The sequence below is a fragment of the Cryobacterium sp. TMT2-4 genome, assembly GCF_004402575.1.
In the GTDB taxonomy this organism is placed as follows: domain Bacteria; phylum Actinomycetota; class Actinomycetes; order Actinomycetales; family Microbacteriaceae; genus Cryobacterium; species Cryobacterium sandaracinum.
This window is the reverse complement of record NZ_SOGE01000029.1, coordinates 102,297-126,997: the sequence shown is the minus strand read 5'-3', so window position 1 is coordinate 126,997 and position 24,701 is coordinate 102,297. Positions and strand designations below refer to the sequence as shown.

23 protein-coding genes, 1 tRNA gene, 2 pseudogenes and 1 riboswitch are annotated in these 24,701 nt (G+C 68.6%); of the genes and pseudogenes, 16 read left to right on the top strand and 10 right to left on the bottom strand.

All coding sequences use genetic code 11. The features are described from left to right. Positions 1–31: 31 nt before the first annotated feature. The gene (locus tag E3O54_RS09050; RefSeq protein WP_134401435.1) at positions 32–451 is read right to left on the bottom strand and encodes a GreA/GreB family elongation factor; all 420 of its coding nucleotides are present in this window, start codon (positions 449–451) and stop codon (positions 32–34) included. A 106-nt stretch (positions 452–557) separates the two neighbouring features. Beyond that, a complete protein-coding gene (locus E3O54_RS09045) occupies positions 558–2,153 on the bottom strand; it encodes an amino acid permease (protein WP_134401434.1) in 1,596 nt (531 codons plus the stop codon). A 119-nt stretch (positions 2,154–2,272) separates the two neighbouring features. Here E3O54_RS09045 and E3O54_RS09040 point away from each other — a divergent pair, with 119 nt between their 5' ends. The 8 genes from E3O54_RS09040 (at position 2,273) to E3O54_RS09005 (ending at position 10,992) form a co-directional block, all read left to right on the top strand. Further along, positions 2,273–5,188, top strand: a complete 2,916-nt coding sequence (locus E3O54_RS09040) for a Na+/H+ antiporter subunit A (protein ID WP_134401433.1) — start codon at positions 2,273–2,275, stop codon at positions 5,186–5,188. Next, positions 5,185–5,673, top strand: a complete 489-nt coding sequence (locus tag E3O54_RS09035; RefSeq protein WP_104100177.1) for a sodium:proton antiporter — start codon at positions 5,185–5,187, stop codon at positions 5,671–5,673. Before E3O54_RS09040 ends, E3O54_RS09035 begins: the two co-directional genes overlap by 4 nt. Continuing rightward, entirely contained in the window at positions 5,670–7,229 is a 1,560-nt protein-coding gene (locus tag E3O54_RS09030) for a Na+/H+ antiporter subunit D (protein ID WP_134401432.1), read from the top strand. Before E3O54_RS09035 ends, E3O54_RS09030 begins: the two co-directional genes overlap by 4 nt. After that, entirely contained in the window at positions 7,226–7,852 is a 627-nt protein-coding gene (locus E3O54_RS09025; protein ID WP_104100175.1) for a Na+/H+ antiporter subunit E, read from the top strand. The genes E3O54_RS09030 and E3O54_RS09025 overlap by 4 nt, the downstream gene beginning before the upstream one ends. Further along, complete coding sequence (locus E3O54_RS09020) at positions 7,852–8,115, top strand: monovalent cation/H+ antiporter complex subunit F (RefSeq protein ID WP_134342227.1); 264 nt, start codon at positions 7,852–7,854, stop codon at positions 8,113–8,115. The genes E3O54_RS09025 and E3O54_RS09020 overlap by 1 nt, the downstream gene beginning before the upstream one ends. Next, positions 8,112–8,450, top strand: a complete 339-nt coding sequence (gene mnhG / locus E3O54_RS09015) for a monovalent cation/H(+) antiporter subunit G (protein ID WP_134373853.1) — start codon at positions 8,112–8,114, stop codon at positions 8,448–8,450. The genes E3O54_RS09020 and mnhG overlap by 4 nt, the downstream gene beginning before the upstream one ends. A 6-nt stretch (positions 8,451–8,456) precedes the next feature. Then, positions 8,457–8,546, top strand: a riboswitch (ZMP/ZTP riboswitch). Positions 8,547–8,588: 42 nt separating this feature from the next. Further along, entirely contained in the window at positions 8,589–9,887 is a 1,299-nt protein-coding gene (gene glyA, locus E3O54_RS09010; RefSeq protein ID WP_104100172.1) for a serine hydroxymethyltransferase, read from the top strand. 220 nt (positions 9,888–10,107) lie between these two features. Then, positions 10,108–10,992 (top strand): bifunctional methylenetetrahydrofolate dehydrogenase/methenyltetrahydrofolate cyclohydrolase, encoded by an 885-nt coding sequence (locus E3O54_RS09005; protein WP_104100171.1) that lies wholly within the window; start codon positions 10,108–10,110, stop codon positions 10,990–10,992. Between the two features lie 172 nt (positions 10,993–11,164). Here E3O54_RS09005 and E3O54_RS09000 read toward each other — a convergent pair whose 3' ends face one another. After that, on the bottom strand, positions 11,165–11,713 hold the full coding sequence (locus tag E3O54_RS09000; protein ID WP_104100170.1) for a gamma carbonic anhydrase family protein: 549 nt from the start codon (positions 11,711–11,713) through the stop codon (positions 11,165–11,167). A 49-nt stretch (positions 11,714–11,762) separates the two neighbouring features. On the opposite strand from E3O54_RS09000, the gene E3O54_RS08995 reads away from it, so the two are divergent. Next, on the top strand, positions 11,763–12,239 hold the full coding sequence (locus E3O54_RS08995; RefSeq protein ID WP_104100169.1) for a YbaK/EbsC family protein: 477 nt from the start codon (positions 11,763–11,765) through the stop codon (positions 12,237–12,239). A 199-nt stretch (positions 12,240–12,438) separates the two neighbouring features. After that, positions 12,439–13,335, top strand: coding sequence for an ABC transporter substrate-binding protein (locus E3O54_RS08990; protein ID WP_104100168.1), 897 nt, complete (start codon positions 12,439–12,441; stop codon positions 13,333–13,335). 178 nt (positions 13,336–13,513) lie between these two features. Here E3O54_RS08990 and galK read toward each other — a convergent pair whose 3' ends face one another. Further along, on the bottom strand, positions 13,514–14,674 hold the full coding sequence (galK, locus tag E3O54_RS08985; RefSeq protein WP_134401431.1) for a galactokinase: 1,161 nt from the start codon (positions 14,672–14,674) through the stop codon (positions 13,514–13,516). After that, entirely contained in the window at positions 14,671–15,885 is a 1,215-nt protein-coding gene (gene galT, locus E3O54_RS08980) for a galactose-1-phosphate uridylyltransferase (protein ID WP_134401430.1), read from the bottom strand. Before galT ends, galK begins: the two co-directional genes overlap by 4 nt. Before the next feature lie 84 nt (positions 15,886–15,969). On the opposite strand from galT, the gene E3O54_RS08975 reads away from it, so the two are divergent. After that, positions 15,970–16,893, top strand: coding sequence for a DeoR/GlpR family DNA-binding transcription regulator (locus tag E3O54_RS08975; RefSeq protein ID WP_134401429.1), 924 nt, complete (start codon positions 15,970–15,972; stop codon positions 16,891–16,893). A 9-nt stretch (positions 16,894–16,902) separates the two neighbouring features. Next, positions 16,903–17,886: an aldose 1-epimerase family protein gene (locus E3O54_RS08970; protein WP_134401428.1), complete on the top strand. Its 984-nt coding sequence runs from the start codon at positions 16,903–16,905 to the stop codon at positions 17,884–17,886. 88 nt (positions 17,887–17,974) lie between these two features. Here the strand turns inward: E3O54_RS08970 and E3O54_RS08965 are convergent, their stop codons facing one another. From E3O54_RS08965 to E3O54_RS08960, 3 genes and pseudogenes are all read right to left on the bottom strand, one after another. Next, entirely contained in the window at positions 17,975–19,027 is a 1,053-nt protein-coding gene (locus E3O54_RS08965; protein WP_241976824.1) for an APC family permease, read from the bottom strand. Next, positions 18,988–19,431: a hypothetical protein gene (locus E3O54_RS16905; RefSeq protein ID WP_241976823.1), complete on the bottom strand. Its 444-nt coding sequence runs from the start codon at positions 19,429–19,431 to the stop codon at positions 18,988–18,990. The genes E3O54_RS08965 and E3O54_RS16905 overlap by 40 nt, the downstream gene beginning before the upstream one ends. 4 nt (positions 19,432–19,435) lie before the next feature. After that, positions 19,436–20,329, bottom strand: a pseudogene (locus tag E3O54_RS08960) (aldehyde dehydrogenase). On the opposite strand from E3O54_RS08960, the pseudogene E3O54_RS08955 reads away from it, so the two are divergent. The 3 genes and pseudogenes from E3O54_RS08955 to E3O54_RS08945 all read left to right on the top strand — a co-directional run. Then, positions 20,234–20,488: pseudogene (locus tag E3O54_RS08955) on the top strand (histamine oxidase); the annotation flags it as partial. The pseudogenes E3O54_RS08960 and E3O54_RS08955 overlap by 96 nt on opposite strands. A gap of 69 nt (positions 20,489–20,557) precedes the next feature. Continuing rightward, the gene (locus E3O54_RS08950; RefSeq protein WP_241976822.1) at positions 20,558–21,892 is read left to right on the top strand and encodes a DUF445 domain-containing protein; all 1,335 of its coding nucleotides are present in this window, start codon (positions 20,558–20,560) and stop codon (positions 21,890–21,892) included. Positions 21,893–22,015: 123 nt separating this feature from the next. Beyond that, positions 22,016–23,212 carry a GAF domain-containing protein gene (locus E3O54_RS08945; RefSeq protein ID WP_134401427.1) on the top strand — a complete coding sequence of 399 codons (1,197 nt, stop codon included), beginning with the start codon at positions 22,016–22,018 and terminating at the stop codon, positions 23,210–23,212. 47 nt (positions 23,213–23,259) lie between these two features. On the opposite strand, the gene E3O54_RS08940 is transcribed toward E3O54_RS08945, so the two are convergent. Then, a complete protein-coding gene (locus E3O54_RS08940; RefSeq protein ID WP_104100163.1) occupies positions 23,260–23,697 on the bottom strand; it encodes a hypothetical protein in 438 nt (145 codons plus the stop codon). 169 nt (positions 23,698–23,866) lie between these two features. Then, positions 23,867–23,939: transfer RNA gene (locus tag E3O54_RS08935), tRNA-Lys, on the bottom strand. Between the two features lie 119 nt (positions 23,940–24,058). Here E3O54_RS08935 and E3O54_RS08930 point away from each other — a divergent pair. Further along, positions 24,059–24,688 (top strand): DNA-directed RNA polymerase subunit beta, encoded by a 630-nt coding sequence (locus E3O54_RS08930; protein WP_134401426.1) that lies wholly within the window; start codon positions 24,059–24,061, stop codon positions 24,686–24,688. The last annotated feature ends 13 nt before the right edge of the window (positions 24,689–24,701 follow it).

Sequence of the window (24,701 nt, the reverse complement as noted above, 5' to 3'; positions counted from 1 at the left end):
GGAAGCATCCGCACCCCTCAATCGTGTCGGTTCACCGGCCGCCGGTGTACGGGACCGCTGCGAGGATCTCGATCTGAATGCTGACGTTGGTCGGCGTCGTGTACGCGACGGTGTCGCCGACGTGGGTTCCGATGATGGCCTGGCCGATCGGTGACGAGGGGGAGTACACGTCTACCTTCACCTCAGGGTCGAGGGAGACAAGTTCACGCTCGCCAAGGAGGAACACGGTCGCCCGGGTGTCGCCGGAGAGCATCGCGGTGATCCTCATCCCGGGCTCGACCAGGCCGTCGTCCGGTTTGACCGAGGCCTCGGCCTGGCGGAGGGTCGTGCGCAGCTCCCGGATTCGCTCGGACGTGGCCGCGTTCGGGGCGGGGTCGCTGCCCAGCACAGCGAGTTCCTCGATCAGGAGGGCGAGCGAGCGGGGTGGCAGCCACACCGATTCGGTGGTCATAGAGTTCTCCGTAAATCGCGAGGCAATCTGCCGCGCAGTGATCAATCGGCCATGCTAGCCGCCCCGGCTCCACGCATGGGGGAATCGGCGATCGGTGGCGTGGCGGCTACTCCTCGCGGTCGGTGTCCTTCCGGTCGGCGCCCCGCAGCTGGTCCGACAGCGGGCGGCTGGGAAGGATCGGCACCTGGCCGGTGAACCCCTCGCGGGCGCTCGCGATCTCGAGAATGCGGCCGCGGCAGGCGTACCAGCCCACGATCAGCAGCGGGATGATGATCACGAGCGAGCTGATCGTGAGCGTGCCGACCGGCCAGTCGAAGGCCATCAGCACGAGCACGGCGACGAGGAAGGCCAGGCTGGCGTACCCCGTATACGGTGCTCCGAACATCCGGAACGCCGGTCGCCGCAGGATGCCGAGCTTGGACCAGGCGTGCAGGCGCAGCTGGCAGAGCACGATCATGCCCCAAGCGCTGATGATGCCGATGGCGGCCATGTTCAGCACGATCTCGAAGGCCTTGTCGGGCACGACGGCGTTCAGGGCGACGCCCAGCAGGGTGACCACGCCGGTGAGCAGGATGCCGCCGAACGGCACACCCGTGCGGCTCACCTTGCCGGCGAAGCGCGGCGCCGATCCCGCCAGCGCCATCGACCGCAGGATGCGCCCGGTCGAGTACAGGCCCGCGTTGAGCGAGGACAGGGCCGCGGTGAGCACAACCAGGTTCATGATCACGTCGACGCCGCCGACGCCGATCGTGCCGAAGAACGTCACGAACGGGCTCTCGCCGGCCTTGTACGCGGTGTAGGGCAGCAGCAGGGAGAGCAGCAGGATCGAGCCCACGTAGAAGACGGCGATGCGGATGATGACGGTGTTGATCGCCTTCGGCATCACCTTCTCCGGGTTCTGGGTCTCCCCGGCGGTCGTGCCGACCAGCTCGATCGAGGCGTAGGCGAAGATGACGCCCTGCACCACGAGAACGGATGCGATCAGCCCGTTCGGCAGCCAGCCCCCGTTGTCCCCGATCAGGCTGAAGCCCGTCTCCTGGCCGGGGATCGGCGTGCCGAAAATGACCATCCAGGTGCCGACCAGCAGGAAGGCCACGATGGCGAGCACCTTGATCAGCGCGAACCAGAACTCGAGTTCGCCGAACACGCTCACTGACAGAAGGTTCAGGGAGAGCACGACGGCGAGGGCGGCGAGCGCGTACAGCCACTGCGGCACATCACCGAAGGGTGCCCAGTACTTCGCGAAGAAGTTCATGTACAGCGCCACGGCCGTGACGTCGACGATGGCGGTCATCACCCAGTTCAGCCAGTACAGCCAACCGGTGACGAACGCCGTCTTCTCGCCGAAGAACTCGCGGGCGTAGGAGACGAACGAGCCCGACGAGGGGCGGTGCAGCACGAGTTCGCCGAGCGCGCGCAGGATCAGGAACGCAAAGAAACCGCAGATCGCGTACACGAAAACGAGGGAGGGCCCGGCGATGGCCAGGCGTCCGCCTGCCCCGAGGAACAGGCCGGTGCCAATGGCCCCGCCGATGGCGATCATCTGCACCTGGCGGGCCTTGAGGCCCTTGTGCAGCCCCTCATCCTCGTGCACATTGAGGGCGTCCGAGATGTGCTCGAACGGCGTCTCCACGCCACGACCGTGGTACTCGGGATGGTCAGGTTTAAGGGGGAGTTGTGGTCCCCGGCTTGCACGCGTCATGGGGCTCTTCCGATAGATCCGGTTTTGCCCAACCCTAGCCGCCCGCGCACGGGGCCGGCGTCCACGGCCTCCGGTAGACTGAATCCGACATTCTGACTTCACGAGAGCCGGGAGGCCGCATGGCGACAATCCTCCTGACGTTTGCTGCCCTGTCCGCGCTCACCCCGATCCTCACGCGGTGGCTCTCGCTGCGTGTTTTCTACGTCATCGCATTGCTCCCCGCGACCGTCTTCGGCTATACCCTCACCCAGACCCGGGCCGTGTCGACCGGCGGAGCGATCACCGAGAGCGTCCCGTGGATTCCCGCGTTGGGTATCTCGCTCTCGTTCCGCGTCGACACCCTCGCCTGGCTGCTCGCCCTCGTCGTGACCGGGGTCGGCGCGCTCGTGCTGGTCTACTGCGCCCGCTACTTCAGCGCCGACGAGCCGGCGCTCGGGCGCTTCGCCGCGGTCCTGCTGGCGTTCGCCGGCGCGATGTACGGCCTGGTGACATCCGACGACATCGTCGTCATGTTCATCTTCTGGGAGATCACGAGCGTGCTCTCCTACATTTTGATCGGGCATTACACGTTCAAACGGGCGAGCCGCGGCGCCGCCCTGCAGGCGTTGCTGGTGACCACCTTCGGCGGGTTGATCATGCTGATCGGGGTCGTCATCCTCGCGGTGGAGGCCGGAACCACGTCGCTCGCAGCGATCGTCGCCGACCCCGTCACCGGCCCGGCTACCACCTGGTCGGTGCTGCTCATCCTGGTCGGCGCGCTGTCTAAGTCCGCGCTCGTGCCCTTCCACTTCTGGCTGCCGGCCGCGATGGCGGCGCCCACCCCGGTGAGCGCCTACCTGCACGCGGCCGCGATGGTCAAGGCCGGCATCTACCTGGTGGCGCGCCTCGCCCCTGGCTATGCCGACACGCCGGGCTGGATGCCGGTGCTCGTCACCCTCGGCGTCGTCACCATGCTGGTCGGCGCGTGGCGTTCGCTGCGCCAGTACGACCTCAAGCTGGTGCTCGCCTACGGCACGGTCAGCCAGCTCGGGTTCCTGATGGTCGTCGTCGGCTTCGGCACCCGGGACGCCGCGCTCGCCGGGGTGGCATTGCTCCTCGCCCACGCCCTCTTCAAGTCGGCGCTGTTCCTGACCGTCGGCATCATCGACCACCGGGCCGGCACCCGCGACTGGCGACAGCTCTCCGGCGTGGGGCGCAACGCGCCCGTGCTGGCCGTGATCGCCCTGCTATCGGTCGCATCTATGGCCGGTATCCCGCCGCTGCTCGGCTTTGTCGCCAAGGAGTCCGTGTTCACGGCATTCCTCGAGGCAGGCCTGGCCGGCGACGGATGGGGCTGGGTGGCCCTGGTCGGCACCGTGGTCGGCTCCGTGCTGACGGTCGCCTACAGCGCCCGCTTCTTCTGGGGTGCCTTCGGCACCCGGGTCAGCCTCGCAGACACCGCCCTGCACCCCGCCCGCTGGGACTTCCAGCTGGCGCCGGGACTGCTCGCCGTGGCCACCCTCCTGCTCGGCCCCCTCGTCTTCCTGCTCGACCCGGTGCTGGCCTCCTACGCCGACACCGTTCCCGGCGGCGGCGACTACCACCTCGCGCTCTGGCACGGCTTCGAACCGGCGCTCGCCCTGAGTGCCGTTGTTCTCCTGCTCGGTGCCGTGCTGTTCTGGAAGCGGCCGGGCGTGGCCCGGCTGCAGGGCACGGTGCCGGCCTACATCGACGCCGGTCAGGGCTACGGCTCCACCGTGCGCGGCATCGACCGGGCCGCGGCGCGCATCACCCACTTCGCCCAGCAGGGCGGGTTGCCGCAGTACCTGTCCACCATCCTCGTCGTCTTCGTGCTGGCCCTGGGCTTCGCGGCCTTCGTCAACCGCAGCTGGCCTGAGGAGGTCGTGCTCTGGGACTACCCGGGCCAGGTCGTGATCGCCCTCATCATGGGCGTCGCGGCGGTGATGGCGGCTCGCGTCGGTGAGCGCATCACTGCCGTGCTGCTGGCCGGCGTCACGGGCTACGGCCTCGTCGCGTTCTTCGCCTTCCACGGCGCTCCCGACCTGGCCCTGACGCAGGCCCTGGTCGAGACGATGACCATCGTCGTCTTCGTGCTGGTGCTGCGCCGGCTGCCGCAGAAGATCGCTCAGCACAACCGGCCGATGCACCGGCGGCGGCGCGTGCTGATCGGCGTGCTGGTGGGCGCCGTGATGGGCACCATCGGCGTGATCGCGCTCGGTGCACGGGAGGCCCCAAGCATCGCGGCGGAGCTTCCGCGCCTCGCGGTCGAGGAGGGGCACGGACGCAACATCGTGAACGTGATGCTCGTGGACATCCGTGCCTGGGACACGATGGGTGAGATCTCCGTGCTGATCGTGGTGGCCACCGGCGTCGCCAGCCTCCTCTTCGTCTCGGGCCGCAACGCGGTCGTGCCCCGGCTGCGCGATTCCCGCAAACGCCGGTCGCTGCCGCACCGTCGCAAGGTCGTCGCCGACCCGGCCGCGTCCTCCGAGGGGCATGCGGTCACTCGCCAGTCCTGGCTCCTGGCCGGCCGTACGGTTGCCGAGAAGGACCGGTCGATCATGCTCGAGGTGCTCGTGCGGCTGCTGTTCTACCCGGCCATGATCGTCTCCGTCTACCTGCTCATCGCCGGCCACAACGCGCCCGGCGGCGGCTTCGCCGGTGGCCTGATCGCCGGGCTGGCGCTCGTCTCCCGCTACCTCGCGGGAGGCCGCTACGAGCTGGGCGAGGCGGTACCCGTCGATCCGGGCAAGATCCTCGGGCTCGGCATCGTGCTGGCGGTCGGGATGGCCGTGGTCTCGCTCTTCTTCAGCGGCATCCCGCTTGAATCCGCCTACTTCGAAACCACGGTACCCGTGCTCGGCCCCCTTTCTTTCGGCACGTCCACCATCTTCGACATCGGCGTGTACCTGGTCGTGGTCGGTCTCGTGTTGGACATCCTGCGCAGCCTCGGCAGCGAAGTCGATCGACAGCAGGAAGCCGGCGAGACCGAGCCGCACCCGCAGTCCGAGCAGGGCGCGGTGGTAGCCGGATGAGCGCCTCCCTCACTCTCGTGATCGTGATGGCGGTCCTGTACGCCGCCGGCGTCTACGTGATGCTGGAGCGCAGTCTCACCCGGGTGCTGATCGGATTCCTGCTGGTGGGCAACGCCACGAACCTGCTGATCTTCATCATGAGCGGCCGCCCCGGCAACGCGCCCATCGTCACCGGCACGGCCGCCGACGCTGCGATGGTCGACCCGGTGCCCCAGGTGCTCATGCTCACCGCCATCGTGATCAACTTCGGCATCACGGCGCTCATCCTCGCGCTGATCTACCGGTCCTGGTGGCTGGCCCGGCTGGGCGACGAGGGTGACACGGTCACCGACGAGCATGCGGCCGAGACCGTGGCAAGCACGGAGGAGTCCTTCCGCTCGGTCACCGAGGACGAGGCAGCCAGCCAGGAAGACCTCGACGCGAGCGAGCGCGAGAGCGAGCTCGGTGCCCCTGCCAACGCGCCGGACAAGGGGATGAAGCTATGAATCTCCTCGTGCCTCTGGTCGTCACCATCCCGCTGCTCGGAAGCGCTCTGACCCTCGCCCTCGGCCGCCGTCGCCCCCAGCAGATCGTGGTCAGTGTGATCGCCCTGACGCTGGTGGCGTTTATCGGCGCGGTCCTGCTGGTGCAGGTCGATCAGACCGGCCCCGCCGTCGTGCACGTGGGCGGCTGGGATGCGCCGTGGGGCATCGTGCTCGTCGTCGACCGGCTCTCGGCGATCATGCTTCTGGTCTCCGCGCTGATGCTGCTCGGCGTGCTCCTGTTCGCCGTGGGGCAGGGCATCGTGGACGGAGACCGGGAAACCCCGGTTTCGATCTTCCATCCCACCTATCTCGTGCTGGCGGCCGGGCTGTTCAACGCGTTCATCGCGGGGGACCTGTTCAACCTCTACGTTGGTTTCGAGATGCTGCTCTCGGCTAGTTACGTGCTGTTGACGCTCGGCGGAACGGGTGCGCGCATCCGTGTCGGTGTCACCTACATCGTGGTGAGCCTGGTCTCCTCCATCCTGTTCCTCAGCGCGATCGCCCTGATCTATGGGGCCACGGGCACCGTCACCATGGCGCTCATCGCCGAGCGGGTGGCGGACCTCCCGCCGGACGTGCAGCTGATCCTCAACCTGCTGCTCCTGCTGGCCTTCTGCGTGAAGGCCGCAGTGTTTCCGCTGTCGTTCTGGTTGCCCGACTCCTATCCCACGGCCCCGGCGCCGGTCACTGCGGTGTTCGCGGGGCTGCTCACGAAGGTCGGAATCTACGCGATCATCCGCGCTCAGACCCTGCTCTTCCCCGAGAGCCCGCTGTCGGTGCCGCTGATGGTGGTGGCGTTGCTGACCCTGATCGTGGGCATCCTCGGGGCGCTCGCGCAGGCGGACATCAAGCGGCTGCTGTCGTTCACGCTGGTGAGCCACATCGGCTACATGATCTTCGGCATCGCGATGGGCACGCCGCTGGCGATCGCGGCCACCATCTTCTACGTCGTGCACCACATCACGGTGCAGACGACCCTCTTCCTCTGCGCGGGGCTGATCGAGCGGGTGGGCGGCACCACCTCGCTGGCCCGGCTCGGCGGACTGTTGACGGCGGCGCCGTTCGTGGCCTTCCTGTTCTTCGTTGGGGCGCTCAACCTCGGCGGCATCCCGCCGTTCTCGGGCTTCCTCGGCAAGATCGCCCTCTTCCAGGCCGGCGCGGACATCGCCGAACCGGTGACCTACATCCTGATGGGCGCCGGCGCCGCCACCTCGCTGCTCACGCTCTACGCCCTGGCCCGCGTCTGGAACATCGCGTTCTGGCGGGGGGCCGGCGAGGTCGAGGACTACGAGTCGCCGATGCTCGATGCGCTCCTGGACGACCCGGACGACGAGGGCACGGTCACGACGCGCACCATCTCGCCGCTGATGACCGGCGCGACGACGGCGCTGCTGCTGCTGACCGTCTCACTCACCGTGTTCGCCGGGCCGGTGTTCGCGTTCACCACCCGTGCGGCGGCCAACATCGAGAACCCGGCCACGTACATCGACGCCGTCTTCCCGAACGGCACGCCATGAGCACCCCGAAGCAGCGCCTCGTCGCCATCGCCAACCAGGCGCCGCTGTTCCTGGGGCTCGTGCTGCTGTGGATGCTGCTCTGGGGCTCGTTCTCCTGGCTCAACCTGCTCACCGGCACGCTGCTGGCCACCCTCGTCTCCGTGGGCTTCTACCTGCCGGCCGTGGAGCTGGGTTTGCGCCTTAACCCGTGGTACACCGTGCTCTACCTGATCCGGCTCGGGTTCGACATCGTCCGGGGCTCGCTGCAGGTGGCAGTCCTCGCGCTCTCCCCGCGCTACACACCCAGCAACGCGATCGTGGCGGTGCACCTGCGCACCCGCAGCGACTTCATCCTGACGCTGACCGGGGTGTCGACGTCCATCGTTCCCGGGGCGATCGTGGTCGATGTGGACCGGGTGCAGTCCACCCTCTATCTGCACGTGCTGAACGTGGCGCATCCGGAACAGGTGGAGCGGTTCCGGAACGGCGTGCTGGCTGAGGAGCGCCGGATCGTGATGGCCCTCGGGTCCCGGGAAGACGTGGAACGGCTCCACCGGGTGAGCGGCGAGGACCGGAGTGAGAAAGACCAGCGCGCACGCGACCAGCATGCGAATGAGAAACTGAAGCGGGGAGGAACCGCCTGATGCACATCGTTGCCGTCATTGCCGGGGTGCTGTTCGGGGCCGGTGCCCTGTGCGCCCTCTATCGAATCGTGCGGGGACCGACCGTGCTGGACCGGGTGATCGCCTCGGATGTCCTGGTCGCGACCGTGATCTGCGCCATGGGTGCGGAGATGGCATTCAACCGGCACACCGACACGCTGCCGGTGCTGCTGGTCCTCGCCCTCTTCGCGGTGCTCGGCTCGCTGAGCATCGCCCGCTTCCTGCCCGTGCGGGATACCGAATGACCGACGAACTGCGCGACGTGATCTCGGCTGTCCTGGTGCTCGCCGGGGCCGTGATGTGCTTCGCGGCCGGAATCGGCGTCATCCGTTTCCCCGACGTACTATCGCGGCTGCACGCCGCCACCAAACCGCAGATCTTCGGCCTCATGGCGATCACGGCCGACGTCGCTCTGAACAACTTTACCGTGGGCACCGTCACCCTCGTCATGGCCATCGTCGTGTTCCAGGCGTTGACCGCCCCGGTCGCAGCGCACATGGTGGGCCGGGCCGCCTATGACACCCACCATGTGCGTGTCGATGTGCTCATAATCGATGAGCTCGGTACCCGGCCCGACTGATAAGATCGTCTCTGTCGCGACTGGCGTAGCACGAAAGATGGGTCACCATCGGGGAGCGACTGACACGGTTAGTGACCGCACGCCTGGGCCACGACGATTGATCATCACGTCGTTAAACAAGAAGTCTGAGGAGACCCCGTGCCCGAATCCGTGCCATCCACCGTTCTGCGGTCCACATTCAACGAGCCCCTTGAGGTCGTCGACCCCGAGATCGCCGCCGTTCTCGAGCAGGAGCTCGGACGCCAGCGCGACTACCTCGAGATGATCGCCAGCGAGAACTTCGTGCCTCGCGCTGTGCTGCAGTCGCAGGGCTCCGTGCTCACCAACAAGTACGCCGAGGGTTACCCGGGACGCCGCTACTACGGCGGCTGCGAGTACGTGGACGTCGCCGAACAGCTCGCCATCGACCGGGCCAAGTCCCTCTTCGGCGCCGCGTACGCCAACGTGCAGCCGCACTCCGGCGCCACCGCGAACGCCGCCGTGCTCTCGGCCATCGCGACGCCCGGCGACACCATCCTCGGTCTGGAACTTGCCCACGGCGGCCATCTCACCCACGGCATGAAGCTCAACTTCTCCGGCAAGCTCTACAATCCCGTCGCCTACGGCGTCGACCCGACCACCTTCCTGGTCGACATGGACGTCGTGCGCGAGACGGCACTCGAGACCAAGCCCAAGGTCATCATCGCCGGCTGGTCCGCCTACCCGCGCCACCTCGACTTCGAGGCCTTTCGCAGCATCGCCGACGAGGTCGGCGCCCTGCTCTGGGTCGACATGGCCCACTTCGCCGGACTCGTCGCCGCCGGCCTGCACCCGTCGCCGGTTCCCTACGCGGATGTCGTGTCCACCACCGTGCACAAGACCCTCGCCGGTCCCCGCTCCGGTCTGATCCTCTCGCGCGACATGGCGCTGGCGAAGAAGCTCAACTCCAACGTGTTCCCCGGCCAGCAGGGCGGCCCGCTGATGCACGTGATCGCCGCCAAGGCGACCGCGTTCAAGCTCGCGGCCGAGCCCGAGTTCAAGGAACGTCAGGAGCGCACCCTGCGCGGTGCCAGCATCCTCGCCGACCGTCTGATGGCGGATGACTCGCGCGCCGGCGGCGTCGACGTGCTCACCGGCGGCACCGACGTGCACCTCGTGCTCGCGGACCTCCGCAACTCGCCGATCAACGGCCAGCAGGCCGAGGACGCCCTGCACGCGGTCGGCATCACGGTCAACCGCAACTCGGTGCCGTTCGACCCGCGCCCGCCGATGGTCACCAGCGGCCTGCGCATCGGAACCCCTGCCCTGGCCACCCGTGGCTTCGGCGACGAGGAGTTCACGGTCGTCGCCGACGTCATCGCCGAGGCGCTCAAGCCCGACGCCGACATCGAGGGCCTCCGCGCCCGCGTCAAGGTGCTTACCGAGGCCTTCCCGCTGTACCCCGGTCTGCAGCAGTAACGTCCGCCGCGCACCCGGCCGCCCTCGACCCGGGTGTCAACGCCGCAGGCTCCGCACCCTGGCGTACGGCCTGTGAACGAATTCGACGGAGATTTTGCTGCGAAAGCCCGCTGAAGGCATCCGTCACCGGCGTGTTGCCCAAAATCCCCGTCGAATTCGCACGCGCCTTCGGCACCTGCACACCTGCAAACGTCAGAACGACCGACTGAATGGATCCACAATGACGGCAATAACCCTCGACGGAGTCACGACCGCCTCCGTGGTCAAGACCGAGCTCATCGACCGGATCGCGGAGCTGCGCGCGCACGGGATCGTGCCCGGGCTCGGCACGCTCCTGGTCGGCGATGACCCGGGCTCGCGCTCGTATGTCGCGGGCAAGCACCGCGACTGCGCCGAGGTCGGCATTGAATCGATCCGGGTCGACCTGCCCGCGTCGGCGACCAGCGCCGATGTGCGCGCCGCAATCGCCGACCTGAACTCCGCCCGCGAGGTGACCGGCTACATTATTCAGCTGCCGCTGCCGGTCGGCCACAACGACAACGCCATGCTCGAACTGATCGACCCGTCGAAGGATGCCGACGGCCTGCATCCGACGAACCTCGGCCGCTTGGTGCTCGGCATCGAGGGCGAGCTGGACTCGCCGCTGCCCTGCACTCCGGCCGGCATCGTCGAGCTGCTGCGCCGCTACGACGTGCCGATCGTCGGCCAGCGCGTCGTCGTCGTCGGGCGCGGCCTCACCGTCGGGCGCCCGCTCGGACTGCTGTTCACCCGCAAGGGTCTGGATGCCACCGTCACCCTGACGCACTCCCGCACGGTAGACCTGCCCGGCGAGGTGCGGCGCGCCGACATCGTCGTGGCCGCCGTCGGCGTGCCGCACCTGATCCAGGCGGACTGGGTGAAGCCCGGCGCCGCCGTGCTCGACGTGGGCATCACCCGGGTGACCGACCCGATCACCGGCAAGGGCACCCTGACCGGTGACGTGCACCCGGGTGTCGCGAACGTCGCCGGCTTCCTGTCCCCGAATCCGCGCGGCGTCGGCCCGATGACCCGTGCCATGCTGCTCTGCAACGTGGTGAAGGCAGCCGAGCTGTCGCTCAGCAGGTAGTCGGGCGCCACGGGCGGTCGCCTCGTAACGGTCGCCTCTCGGGGCTCGCGCAGGTGGCCGTGCGGGCGAGGCTCGGTGGTACCGCCGTCGCGGCGCACGCTGTGGAAGCCGGCGCACGGTAATCCCTGCGCCGTGAGCCGTAGCCCGCGCCGCGACCGTGAGGCAGACCGGCTCAGCGCTGCGGCAGCGCCGTCACCGAGGCGTGCAGGGCGCAGTGACGCAGATACTCCGCTGCGTTGTGGCCGAGGCCGGCCACCTCCTCATCCGTCAGGGGCCGCCGCACCTTGGCGGGAACGCCGGCGACCAGCGATCTGGGCGGGATGACGGTGCCCTCGAGCACGACAGCTCCGGCGGCGACGAGGGACCCGGAACCGACGACGGCGCCGTTCAGCACCGTCGCCATCATGCCGATCAGCGAGCCGTCCTCGACCGTGCAGCCGTGCAGCACTGCCCCGTGCCCGACGGACACATTCCGGCCGACGATCAGCGGGAATCCGTGGTCCACGTGGCAGGAGACGTTGTCCTGCAGGTTGGAGCCGGGGCCGATCCGGATGGGTTCCGCCTCGGCGCGCAGCACGGCGTTGTACCAGACGCTGGCGTGTTCGGCCAGGGTGACGTTGCCGACGACCACGGCGCCCGGGGCGACGTAGGCGGTCTCGGCCACGACCGGTCCGGGTCGGTCGGGCAGGGTGATGATGCGGGCGGCGCTGTCGGCAGTCATACGCGTCAGCCTATCGGGCTGCCTCGCGTGCAGGCTCTAGGATTTCGGCATGGTCAATTCCGCGCATCCGTCCGTCGATCGGGTTCGGGAGGCTCTCCGCGCCCACGGCCTGGACCCGGAAATTCGCTGGTTCGACGATGCGGCCACAACCGCCGCCGCCGCCGCGGAGGCGCTCGGTATTTCGCGCGGCGCCATCGCGAATTCGCTCGTCTTCACCCTCGATGGTGAGCCGTTGCTCGTGCTCACCTCGGGGGCTCACCGGGTCGATGCGGCGTGGCTGGGGGACAGACTGGGCGGCACGATCGGACGTGCCTCGAAGGATGTCGTCAGGCAGGCCACCGGTCAGGTGATCGGCGGGGTCGCGCCGCTGGGACATCCGTCGCCACTGCGCACCCTGGTCGACGTCGCCCTCGCCGAATTCCCGGTCGTCTGGGCGGCTGCGGGCCACGCGCACACCGTGTTCCCGACCACGTTCGACGAACTCGTGCGAATCACCGGCGGCGAGCCCACCGCCGTCTCGCCCTAGATCCCGACGGCCTGATCTCCGCCACTCGCGCACCGCCGGGCCGGGAGAATGGCTCCCTCGCCGGTGGGCAAAGTCACAGTTCGGCGGCGTACGGCGACGGATGCCCGGCACGTCCCGGGCGCGACCGGCACTGAACATAGACTCGGCAGAGTTGCACCTCTGATCACTTCGATGGCGAAAAATTCACAAAGGATGCTCAATGCGCGCTCGACATGCTCTCCCGGCCCTGGCCGCCGTGGCCGCCCTCCTGCTTACCGCCTGCGTGGACAACTCCACTCCGACGACTGGCGTCACGGAGGGATCCGCGGCCGAGGTGGTGACCACCGACGAGGAGGCCGCCGCGCTCCTCCCGGAAACGACCGCGACCCCGGGCAAGCTCGTCTTCGGCACCAGCCCGAATTACGCGCCGAACGAGTTCAAAAACGACGCCGGTGAACCGATCGGCTGGGCGATCGACCTGAGTGATGCGATCGCCGCCAAGCTCGGGCTCGAGGCCCAGTACACGGTGGCCAAATTCGAGAACATCATCCCGAATGTCGTCGGCGGCAAGATCGACGTCGGCATGTCGTCCTTCACCGACACGGCGGAGCGGGAAAAGCAAGTCGATTTCGTGAACTACTACCTCGCAGGCATCCAGTGGGCCTCGCCCGCGGGCACGACCGTCGACCCCGACGATGCGTGCGGACTCAAGGTCGCCGTGCAGTCCACGACCTACCAGGACACCGTCGAGATCCCGGCGAAGAGTGACGCCTGCGTCGCCGCCGGCAAACCGCCGATCCAGAAGATCCCCCTCGACACGCAGGATGCCGCGGCGAATGCCGTCGCGCTGGGCCAGGCCGACGCCTTCAGCGCCGACTCCCCGGTCACCCTCTACGGGATCGCACAGTTGACGGGCAAGCTGCAGACCGCGGGAGAGACGTTTGAGGCGGCACCATACGGTATGGCCGTGCAGAAGGATTCCGGGATGGCCGAGGCCGTGCAGGCCGCGCTGCAGTCGCTGGTCGACGACGGCACCTACGAGGCGATTCTGGACGACTGGGGGGTCGTCGACGGCGGCCTCGACACGATCACACTCAACGCCGGCGCGAGGGGCTAGGCACGTCGCCGCCGCTGGGCGCCGCCTCGACCCCGGGCACCGGTTTCGGCCGTCGCGTGCGTGGCTAACTCAGGAGATCCCCGCCGAACCTCGTTCGCACCCGCACAGGTCTGCGGATGCGCACGGGCGGCGGCACGACTTCTCCTGAATTAGCCACGTGGGGCGAGTTCCCGCTGTGTTATTGCTCCCGCGCCGCCCCGTCGGCCGCGCGCACCACGAACAGGTCCGGGGCCGCGAAGCCCCGGGCTGCGAACGCGGCCGTGACCGCCGCCGTAACCGCGGGGATCAGGGCGCGCGGGGTAAGGGCGATGGCGGAGCCGCCGAAGCCGCCGCCGGTCATCCGGGCGCCGATCGCCCCGGTGCCGCGCGCGGTCTCCACGGCGAGGTCGAGTTCAGGCACGGAAATCTCGAAGTCGTCCCGCATTGACAGGTGCGAGGCGTCCAGGAGGGCGCCGATCGCGGTCGGTCCCTGCTCGCGCAGGGTGCGCACGGTGTCCTGCACGCGCTGGTTCTCGGTGACCACGTGCCGCACCCGGCGGAACGTCTCGTCGTCGAGCACGTCGGCGGCCCGGCCGAGGTCGTCCACGGTGAGGTCGCGCAGGGAGCGGACCCCCAGCATACGTGCACCCAGTTCGCAGGATGCCCGGCGCGAGGCATACCCGCCGGTCGAGTGCGCGTGGCTCACCCGCGTGTCGATGATCAGCAGGTCGAGGCCGGCCCCGTCGAAGCCGAGCGGGATCACCTCGGCCTCGAGGGTGCGGCAGTCCAGGAAGACGGCGGAGTCGGCCTCGCCCAGCAGGGACGCGGACTGGTCCATGATGCCGGTGGGAGCCCCGACGGCCCGGTTCTCGGCCAGCTGGCCCACCCGGGCGAGCATGCGCCGGTCGAGTCCGAGCTGCCAGAGGTCGTTCAGGGCCACGGCAACCGCACTCTCGATCGCGGCGGAGGACGACAGTCCGGCCCCGATCGGCACGTCAGAGTCGATGAACACGTCAAATCCGGGCCGGGTGGCCAGGTCGGCGCCGAACTGGCCGAGGGCCCAGGCCACGCCGAGCGGGTACGCCGACCAGCCGGCCAGGTTCTCCGGAGTCAGGTCGTCAAGGGAGAGCTCCACCGTTTCCGCGGCGAACGAGCTCGCCACCCGCAGCTGGCGGTCGCCGCGCAGGCCGAGCCCGACGAGCGTGCGCCGGTTGATCGCGAAGGGAAACACGAACCCGTCGTTGTAGTCGGTGTGCTCGCCGATCAGGTTGACGCGGCCGGGGGCCGACCAGAGTCCGGCCGGGGCCGCGTCGAAGCGGCTCGTGAAGCCATCCGTCACGGTCTGGATGAGATCGGTCATGCGTGGGCCTGCCCTTCGGGTCTGGTGCTGATAGCGGGAACGGATGCCGCGGCGCCGGCCGCCGCTTCGGTCGCGTCCGTCCCGGCGGAGCGTTCGACCGCGCGGCGAATGTTGTCGGCCGCCTGCTCGGGCGTGACGTCTCCGATCCAGGCGCCCATGGCGGCCTCCGACCCGGCCAGGAACTTCAGCTTGTCTGCGGCCCGGCGAGGACTCGTCACCTGCAGCATCAGCCGGATCTCGTCGCGGCGCACCGAGACCGGGGCCTGGTGCCAGGCCGCGATGTACGGCGTCGGGGTGTCGTAGAGGGCATCGATGCCGCGCAACAGCCGCCGGAAGAGCACGGCGAGCTCATCGCGCTCAGCCAGGCTGGTCGCCGCGAAGTCGGGCACGTGCCGGTGCGGCAGCATGTGCACCTCGATGGGCCAGCGCGCGGCGAACGGCACGAAGGCGGTCCAGTGCTCGCCGGTCAGAATGACCCGGCCCCCGGCCTGCTCGCTGGCGAGGATGTCCGCGAACAGGTTTGGTCCGTACTGGTCGAGGGAGGCGATCACGCGCTGGGTGCGCGGCGTGACGTAGGGGTAGGAGTAGATCTGGCCGTGCGGGTGGTGCAGCGTGACGCCGATCGCCTCGCCGCAGTTTTCAAACGGGAAGACCTGTTCCACGCCGGGTAGCTGTGACAGGGCGTACGTGCGCTCGGCCCAGGCCTCGATCACCGTGCGGGCGCGCACGACCGACAGGCTCGCGAACGAGCCCTCGTTCTCGGGGCTGAAGCAGACGACCTCGCAGCGGCCGACCGAGGTGCGGACGCGGTTCAGTCCGATGGTGTTCAGGTCGTCGAGCCCGGCGGGGGCGTCGGCGTCGGTGAGGAGGGGCCCGAACGAGGGCGACTTGTTCTCGAACACGGCCACGTCGTAGTTGCTGGGCACCTCTGACGGGTTCCCCGGCGTCGACGGGGCGAGCGGGTCCAAGTGCGCGGGCGGCAGGAACACGCGGTTCTGGCGGGCGGCGGCGATCGAGACCCATTCGCCGCTGAGCGGGTCCTGGCGCATCCGGGCGGTGGCCGGGCGCGGGTCGAGTTCGCGCAGGTCGGCCGCCCGATCCGGTGGCAAGCTGGACTGCGGGTCATCGAAGTAGATGAGGTCCCGGCCATCGGCGAGGGTGTGGCGGTGACGGATGATGCCGGTGTCGGCTACGAAGTCTGGTGTGTTCATGGCGAAAACAACGTTATCTGATTTGCACATGTGAAACCAGGTCTTTCAAGTTGATAACCAAAGTAAACTAAGTGAAGATTGGGTATGGCTTCTCGCGAATCGACCGAATCGACCGAATCGACCGAATCGACCGAATCGACCGAATCGACCGAATCGACCGCATCGACCGCCACGGCCGACCTCATCGACGTGAGCGACCGGCCCGGCGACCGCGACACGCTCCCGGCCCACCAGCGGCGGGAGCAGATCCAGCGCCTCGTCGGGGAGCGCGGTTTCGTACGAGTGCGCGAGTTGCGCGAGGCGTTCGGAGTGTCCGGCGTCACGGCGCGGGCCGACCTCGACGTGCTTGAGTCCGCCGGGACGGTGCAGCGCGTGCACGGCGGGGCGGTTCCGGCCGCGCCACTCAGCGGCCGCCCGCTGCGGGAGTTCTCCTTCGAGGAGGCCCTCGCGTCATCCGTGCTGCCCAAGCAGCAGATCGGCGTGCTCGCCGCGGCCCTCGTCACGAGCGGGCAGAGCATCCTCCTCGACGTCGGCACGACCACCCTCTCTATCGCCCACGCGCTGCTGGCCCGCACCGATCTGACCGACGTCGTCATCATCACGAACGGGCTCAGCATCGCCCTCGCCCTCGAGCCGGCCATCCCTCGGTTCACCGTGATCGTCACGGGCGGTTCGCTCCGCCCGCTGCAGCACTCCCTGGTCGAGCCACTCGCACGGACGGTGCTCAGCCAGGTTCACGCCGATTTGGCTTTCATCGGCTGCAACGGCGTCGATGCCGGCTACGGGGTCACGAACATCAACCTCCCCGAGGCTGGGGTCAAAACGCTCATGCTGGCCGCCGCGACCCGGGCGGTCGTCGTGGCCGACGCCTCCAAGCTCGGCCAGGTGCACCTCGGGCAGGTCGGCCCGCTGCGCGCGTTCGACACCCTGGTGACGGATGCCGCGGCCGACGAGGTCATGCTCGCGCCCCTCCGCGAGGCCGGCCTGACCGTTCTGCAGCCGGAGTAGGTTGACACTATGCGCGCTGCAACGGGTTTCCAGTATGAGTTGAGGGTAGCCACGCCGAGTGGGCCTGCGCTGGCGATCGTCACCGAGGTGGCCGCCGGCCTCCGGCTGTATTCCGTGGACGGCATAGACCTCGTCGAGCCGTTCGCGGCCGAGGCCACCCCGCCGTGGGGCGCCGGCATCGTGCTGATGCCGTGGCCCAACCGCATCCGGGACGGCCTCTGGCGGCACCAGGGCGTCGTGCAGCGGCTGCCGCTCACCGAGCCGGAACAGCAAAACGCGATCCACGGCCTGCTTCGATATTCGCCCTATCGCATGCTCGACCGCAGCCCGAGTTCGGTCACTCTGGCCGCCACGGTCTTTCCGCAGGCCGGATACCCGTTCCTGCTCGACACGACCGTGCGGTATGCGCTCACCGACAACGGTCTTGCGGTCACCCACACGGTGCGGAACGTAGGCCGGGACGCGGCCCCGGTAGCGCTCGGCGCGCATCCGTACCCGAAGATCGGCGGCGTTCCCACCGAGGACCTCGTGCTCACGATCGCGGCGCGCACCCATATCGACGTCGACGACCGGCAAAACCCCGTCGGGGAATCTTCCGTCGTCGGCACCAGGTTCGACCTGCGCACGGGGTGCCGGGTGGGCGACGTCGATCTCGACGACGGCTTCGGCGGGGTGGGGCCTGAGGCTCCCGAGGTGCGGTCCGACGTGACCGGCGAGGAGTCCGGCACCGCCAGCGTGGCCTCGGTGACCGCGCCTGACGGCCGCAGCGTCACGATCTGGGGCGACCGGAACATCCGCAACGTTCAGGTCTTCACGCCGCGCAACTTCCCCTTCCCGGGGCCGGGCGGCCCGTTCCTGGGCCTGGCGGTGGCGATCGAGCCGATGACGGCCCCTGCGAATGCCTTCAATTCGGGCGCGGGGCTGCGCTGGGTCGAACCAGGGGAGTCCTGGTCTGTGCGCTGGGGCATCCGCCACCAGGGATTCCGCCTCTGACCCGGCATCACCGCGCCCATCACGGTCCGCCGGGCAGAGAGACGGGGTGTCCGCCTCGCGGCGGTCACCCCGTTTCACGGCTTGCCGGCTACGAAAGGACGTCCTTGACCAGGGCCTCGTTCTCGGTGTGCGACCAGAGCGAGTGCAGGTAGCCGACGAGCAGGAGCACGAAGGGCAGGGACACGAGCACCCAGCCGATCGGGCTCAGGCCCCACGATGACATCGTCGGGTCCACGCCCTCGGCCACCGTGCCGGCGAGGAGCCCGAAGCGGCTCATCAGCAGGTACTCGCCGAGGATCAGACCGATGGTGGCCAGCACCGGGGCGATGATGGGCTGGACCACGTTCTCGCTGCCCGCATTGCGGCGGAAGAACGCGATCACCGCGATGCAGACGAGGATCTCGATCAGCACGATCGCCACCACGGCGAGACCGCTGAACCAGTAGAACATGTTGAGCACCGGGTCGAGCCGGAAGACGGCGAAGGTGACGATGACGAGATCCGTGAGGACCGACGTGGCGAGGGAGGCGGTGCTCGGGGCGCCGCGACCGTTGACGTGGCTGAGCGGCGCGGGCAGCGCGCCGCCGCGGCCGAGGGCGAAGAGGTACCGGCTGGCCGCGTTCTGAAAGGCCAGCAGTCCGGCGAACAGGCTCGAGATCACCAGGACGCCCATCACGGTGGCCATCCACGGTGCCACGTACTGGGTCGCGAGGGAGAAGAGCACCGCGGCCGGGTCGGCCAGGGGAACCCCGTCGAGACTCGACAGCTCCACGGTCTTCTCGACGACCGAGGATGCACCCATTCCCGTGACCATGGCGAACGCCGTCAGGGCGAACAGCGCCGTGATCACTCCGACCGCCAGGTAGGTGGCGCGGGGGACCACCGTCTTCGGGTCCTTGGATTCCTCGCCGTAGATTGCGGTGGCCTCGAAGCCGATGAAGGACGCGAACGCGAAGGCGAACGCGATGCCCGCCGAGCCGGCCAGCCCGCCGGCGAGGATCGCGGCCGGGTTGAACGAGGCCCAGAAGTTCAGGCCCTCCGGCCCGCCGTCGGCCAGGATGGCGACCGAGGTGACGACCAGTGCCAGGAGTTCGAGCAGCATCAGCACGCCGAGCACCTTGGCGCCGACGTCCACGCCCACCAAGGGAGCAGGCCGACCTGGGCGCCGAGCAGTCCGCCGAAGAACCCGTAGATCGCGAGCTGGATGGTGAGGTAGGCGAGGATCGAGACGAAGGCCGACGCGCTGCCGAGCTGGTGGCCGAGGCCTCGGCCGATATAGGCGAAGAAGGCTCCGGCATTGGTGACGCGCTGGCTCATCGCGGCATAGCCGACGCTGAACAGCAGCAGGGTGACGCCCACCACGAGGTAGGCGCCCGGGGCGGCCGCGCCGTTACCGAGAACGATCGCGACCGGGACCGCACCGGTCATGCCCACGAGCGGTGCGGCCACCGCGACCACGAAGAAGACGATGCCGATCACACCGAGGCGTCCCGTGCGTAGGGTGGTCTGGGAGTCGGACTGAGGGGTACTGCGAGTGGTCGTCATGGGTTTACTCCTCAGTGAGTTGACGAGTGAGTGAGTCGACGAGTGAGTGAGTCGACGAGTGCGTGAAAACGAACGGATGCCGCGAAAAACCCGTGCGGCTAGCTGCCGTAGTGCATCCCACGCCCTTGACCTGCGTGTACGCGTCGATCGAATCCGGACCCATCTCGTTGCCCCAGCCGCCGGTCTCGAACCCGCCCCACGGCGCGGCCATATCCGGCACCGGTGGCATGTTCACGAAGATCGCACCGGCACGGATGCCGTTGGCCAGGCGGTGTGCCTTCTCGAGGTCCTTCGTTCAGACCGTGGCGGCGAGCCCATAGTCGGTGTCGTTGGCCCGGTTGATGAGCTCCTGCAGGTCGTCGTCATCGTCGTAGGACATGATCGAGAGCACCGGCCCGAAGACCTCGTCGGTCGCGATGGCCATGTCGTCGCGCACACCGGCGAACACCGTCGGCTGGAAGAAGAAGCCGACCTCGCCGGCCCGGGCGCCACCGGTCACGAGTTCCGCGCCCTCGGCACGGCCGACCGTGACCATCCGTTCGACGTGGTCGAGGTGTCTTTGAGAGACCAGAGGACCCAGCTGGGTGCTGAGGTCCATCCCGGCGCCAAGCTTCATGCCGGAGACCCCGGCCGCCATTTTCTCGACGAATTCGGCCTCGCGCTTCTTGTTGACATAGAACCGCGTGTAGGCCGCGCAGACCTGCCCGGAATTGAGCATGACGCCCGCCAAGTTGCCGCCGACGGCCGCGTCGATGTCGGCGTCCGCAGTGATGATGAAGGGGGCCTTGCCCCCGAGTTCGACGGTGATCCTCTTGAGGTTCGAGGCGGCGGCGCCGGCCTGCCTGCCTACATCGAAGCCGACCGCGACATCGACGGCCAGGACATCGTGCTCTGGCACACGTTCGGCCTCACCCACTATCCGCGCATCGAGGACTGGCCGATCATGCCCGTGGACACCGCTGGTTTCAAGCTGAAGCCCGATGGCTTCTTCGACCGCAGCCCGGTGCTCGATGTGCCGCCGTCGACGCCCGTCGAAGAGGGACACTGCCACTGCTGAGTATGCAGCGCGCCGGGGTCGAGGGAAGACGGGTTTCCCTCCCCGGCCCCGATCCGGCAGTCTGGGAGGATGGCCGAGAAGATGAGGCAGAAAGACCAGACCGAGACCGGTCCACGTGCAGCACGGGCGGCAGCCGCCGCCCGGCCGCCGCTGAGCCTGCCGGACGCCGTGCGCCTGACGGCCCTGATCCGCATGAAGCGGCTCGCCATCGGCCTGCTCCTCCTGATGGCGGTAGTGTTCGCCACCTCGTTCGCGCTGCAGGAGAGCTATCCGTGGCTGCAGTACGTGCGCGCCGCGGCCGAGGGCGGCATGGTCGGCGCCATAGCGGACTGGTTCGCCGTGACGGCCCTGTTCCGGTACCCGCTGGGCCTGCGCATTCCGCACACGAACATCATCGCCAGCCGCAAGGACGAGATCGGGGCCAGCCTGGGTGAATTCGTCGAGACGAATTTCCTCTCCGAGGCGGTCATCCGTGGCAAGCTCGAATCGCTGGGCGCGTCCCGTCGGCTCGGCGCGTGGCTCTCCCAGGAGGAGAACGCGCGCCGGCTCACCGACGAGGTCGCGGTGGCGGGCGCCGGCCTGCTCAACCTGCTCAGCGACGACGCGATCCAGGAGCTGATCGAAACCGTGGCCCGCGAGAACCTGCTGAAGCCGGAGTGGGGTCCGACAATCGGGCACGTGGGGGCGCGGCTGGTCGAGTCGGGGCAGCAGCACGCCGCCGTCGACCTGCTGCTGGAACGGGCCGAGGGCTGGCTGTTGGAGCATCCGGAGGCCTTCGGGCGGGCCGTGTCCCAGCGCCTGCCGACCTGGCTCCCCGGTTTCGTCGACAAGCTGGTCGACGACAAGGCGCACCGGGAGGTGCTCGCCTTCGTGGCCACCGCGCGTGCGGATGCCGCGCATCCGCTCCGCCAGGCCATCGATCGTTACCTCGTCGAGGTGATCGACGACCTGCAGCACGAGCCGGCGATGATCGAACGGGTGGAGGCGCTCAAGCTCGAACTGCTCGACAGCGCCCGGCTGCGCGATTTCGCGAGCAAAACCTGGGAGGCCGTGAAGGTCTCCCTGACGGCGGCGCTGAACGACCCCTCGAGCGGGTTGCGCACGGGCATCCGCTCGACCGTCATGGAGGTCGGCGGGAGACTGTCGACCGACCCGGCCCTCGGCGCCCGCGTCGACCGGTGGCTGGCCGACAGTGCAAGCTACATCGTGCGCCGGTACCGGCACGAGATCGCCGAGGTGATCACCGAAACCGTCGCGCGGTGGGACGCGGCCGAGACGGCCGAGAAGATCGAACTGCAGATCGGAAAGGACCTCCAGTTCATCCGCATCAACGGCACCGTGGTGGGCGCGCTCGCCGGCCTGGTCATTTTCGCGCTCGCCCAAGCCGTTGTGGCACTGGTGTGACGCGGCCCTGGACCCTCGCCCCGAATGGGGGATACTTGAAATTCGGTCTTGGATACACCCTTGTGTCTTAGCAACAAAGGGGCATCTGTGCGGGAACTCATACGATGGGCGCTGGCTCCCGCCATGCGCACCTGGGCCGCCGCGTCCGAGCGCGGCTTCGGCGATGTCCCCATGCCCACGGATGCTCCGCAAGCGCACTCCGCGGGCATTGATCCCGACCGGATCCTCATCCTCGGTTCGGGGCTGGCGGTCGGCCGCGGGGTCGTGAGCCACAACCTGGCCCTGCCCGGCTCGCTCGCCCGCGCCCTGTCCGCGCAGACCGGCCGCGGGGTCGACGTCGACCTCATCGCGAATTCCCGCATGACCGTCGCCACGGCCCTCCTCGAGCTGACCGGGGTGCGGCTCACCCGTTTCGAAGCGATCGTGCTGGTCCTGGGCGTGAACGAGGCCGTGAACTTGGTCTCCGCCCGGGCCTGGCGGCGCGATCTGGCGAATCTGCTCCGGTTCCTCACGGCGTCATCGCCCCGCAGCACCCGCATCATCGTGGCGGGAATCCAGCCCATCCGGTCGATCCCGGTGTTCGATTCCAGGCTCGGAAATCTGGCGGACCACCACGGCCGGCTCCTGAACCGGGTGACGGTACGACTCGTCGCCGACAGCAGCGACGGGGTCGCGTTCGTACCGTCCAGTGCGGCGCCGACGCCGCCGCCGGGCCGATACCGGTCCACGGATACGTATGCGCACTGGGCCGACGTTCTCGCCTCCCGGATGGCGCCGCTCCTCGGCGCCGACCGGGTCGCGACCCCTGACGCCGAACCGGTGCCCTCCGACGACCAGGCGAGGGCGAAGGAGGCGCGGCGCCAGCTCGCGGTCGACCAGCTCGGGATCGTCGACACCCCGCCCGAGGAGCGCTTCGACCGCATCGCGGCACTGGCGCGCACCCTGTTCGGCACCCAGTCCGCGGCGCTCACGGTGATCGATGGCGATCGCCAGTGGCATAAGGCCCGCATCTGCGTGGCCGATGCCGAGTCGCCGCGGTCCAATTCGTTCTGCGAGGTAACCATCACGGGCACCGCGGCTATGGTGATACCGGATGCCCTCCTCGACGACCGCTTCCGAGACAATCCACTCGTGGTGGGCGAGCCGAAGATCAGGTTCTACGCCGGATTCCCGATCGAGTCGCCGTCGGGGGAGCTCATCGGGGCCCTCTGCGTGTTCGACTCGGAGCCGAGGGCGGCAGGAACCATCGACCTCGTGCTGTTGCGCGAGTTGGCGCTGATGGTGCAGCGAGAACTCGCAAGCCCGTTCACCGCCGAGTAGCGGACGCGCCCGTAGACGCGCCCGTAGACGCACCCGTAGACGCACCCCTAGGCGGCGTGGGCGACACCGGCGGGTGCCGATCCGGGCGACAGGCGCGTGCGCGGGGCCGCGCCGATCACGGCGTTGTCCGGAACCCGCAGATCGCGTTCGACGACCGCTCCGGGGCTGAGCCGTGCCCCGCGACCGATCCGCACATAGCTGCCCAGCCGCGCTGCGCTGCCGACGACGGCGTCCGCGCCGACGTGCACGTTCTGGCCGATGAACACGTGAGAACCGATGACCGCGTCCTGGTCGATCCAACTGCCGGGGCCGATCCACGCCTCCGCCCCGACCCGCGCGCCGCTCTCCACGTAGGCGGTTCGGGAGACGAACGCCTCGGGGTGCACGCGTGCGCTGGGGGACACCAGTCCGCGTCCGTTGGGGTGACGCCGGTACCGGGTGATGATCCCGGTCTCGATTTCAACTTCTTCATTCACTCTGCCCACGGGGCCTCCTTCTCAGGTCGCCGGCATCGGGCATGCCGGCACCATGTCAGAGAAGTATGGAGGAGCTACCCGAACGCCGCCCGAATCATCGCTGGGTGCTCGCCGGGAGTCCGGAGTCGATGCTGGGCCCACGCGAGACCCGGGTCTGCACCGACGCTGATCCTGTGAGTGGGCCCCGTCGGGCTCGAACCGACGACCCAAGGATTAAAAGTCCTTTGCTCTACCAACTGAGCTAGAGGCCCGCGGTTAATAATGTACAGGGGATTTCGGATCCGTTTTTCTAGGTACCGTGGGAGAGGGTTTTCTGCAGACGAGACGGATGTGCCCACAGCGAACACGAAACCGAGCCCAGGAGGATGCCATGGCCGAGAATTTCCACAAGCCGACCCAGTTCTCCGGCAGCAAATTCGAGTCCTTCCAGGGGGGCGAAGACCCGGCACTGATCAGCCGGGTGGCGCATGAAACCGCGCACGCGCTTCTGGCCCGCGTGCGCAGCGACCCTGACCCCGACATCGTCGAGCGGCTCGTGACCTACACCGACGAGAACGGCGTCGACGCGGTGGCCGAACTCTGGTCGCGGGCAACGCCGCGCAGCCTGCCCGGGGCGCTCTGGCGGATCTACCTGGTGCGGTTGCTCATCCGCCAGGATCCCGAGGGCACGGCGTTCCTCTACCAGCGCGGAACCGAAGTCACGGTGGCGATCGACCCGGTCATTGCCGGGGCCGCGGTGCCCACGGGCACGGCGGAGATCATCGTCCTGGCCGACCAGATCCTGCGGGGGATCTTCACCGGGGATTTCGCCGTGGCACTCGACCGCGCGGCGGCGTTCTGCCGCGTCATCTCCGTCGGCTGCACCAGCGTCGCGGACGACCTGGAGACGACCGAACCGCTCCGGTCCACCGAACTGACCACCCGCGCCCTCCGGTTCTCCACCACCGCCCAGGAGTTCGGCTCCTGCGCCCGGCTCTGGCGCAATGACTCGCTGGACTGACCTGTCTAACTGA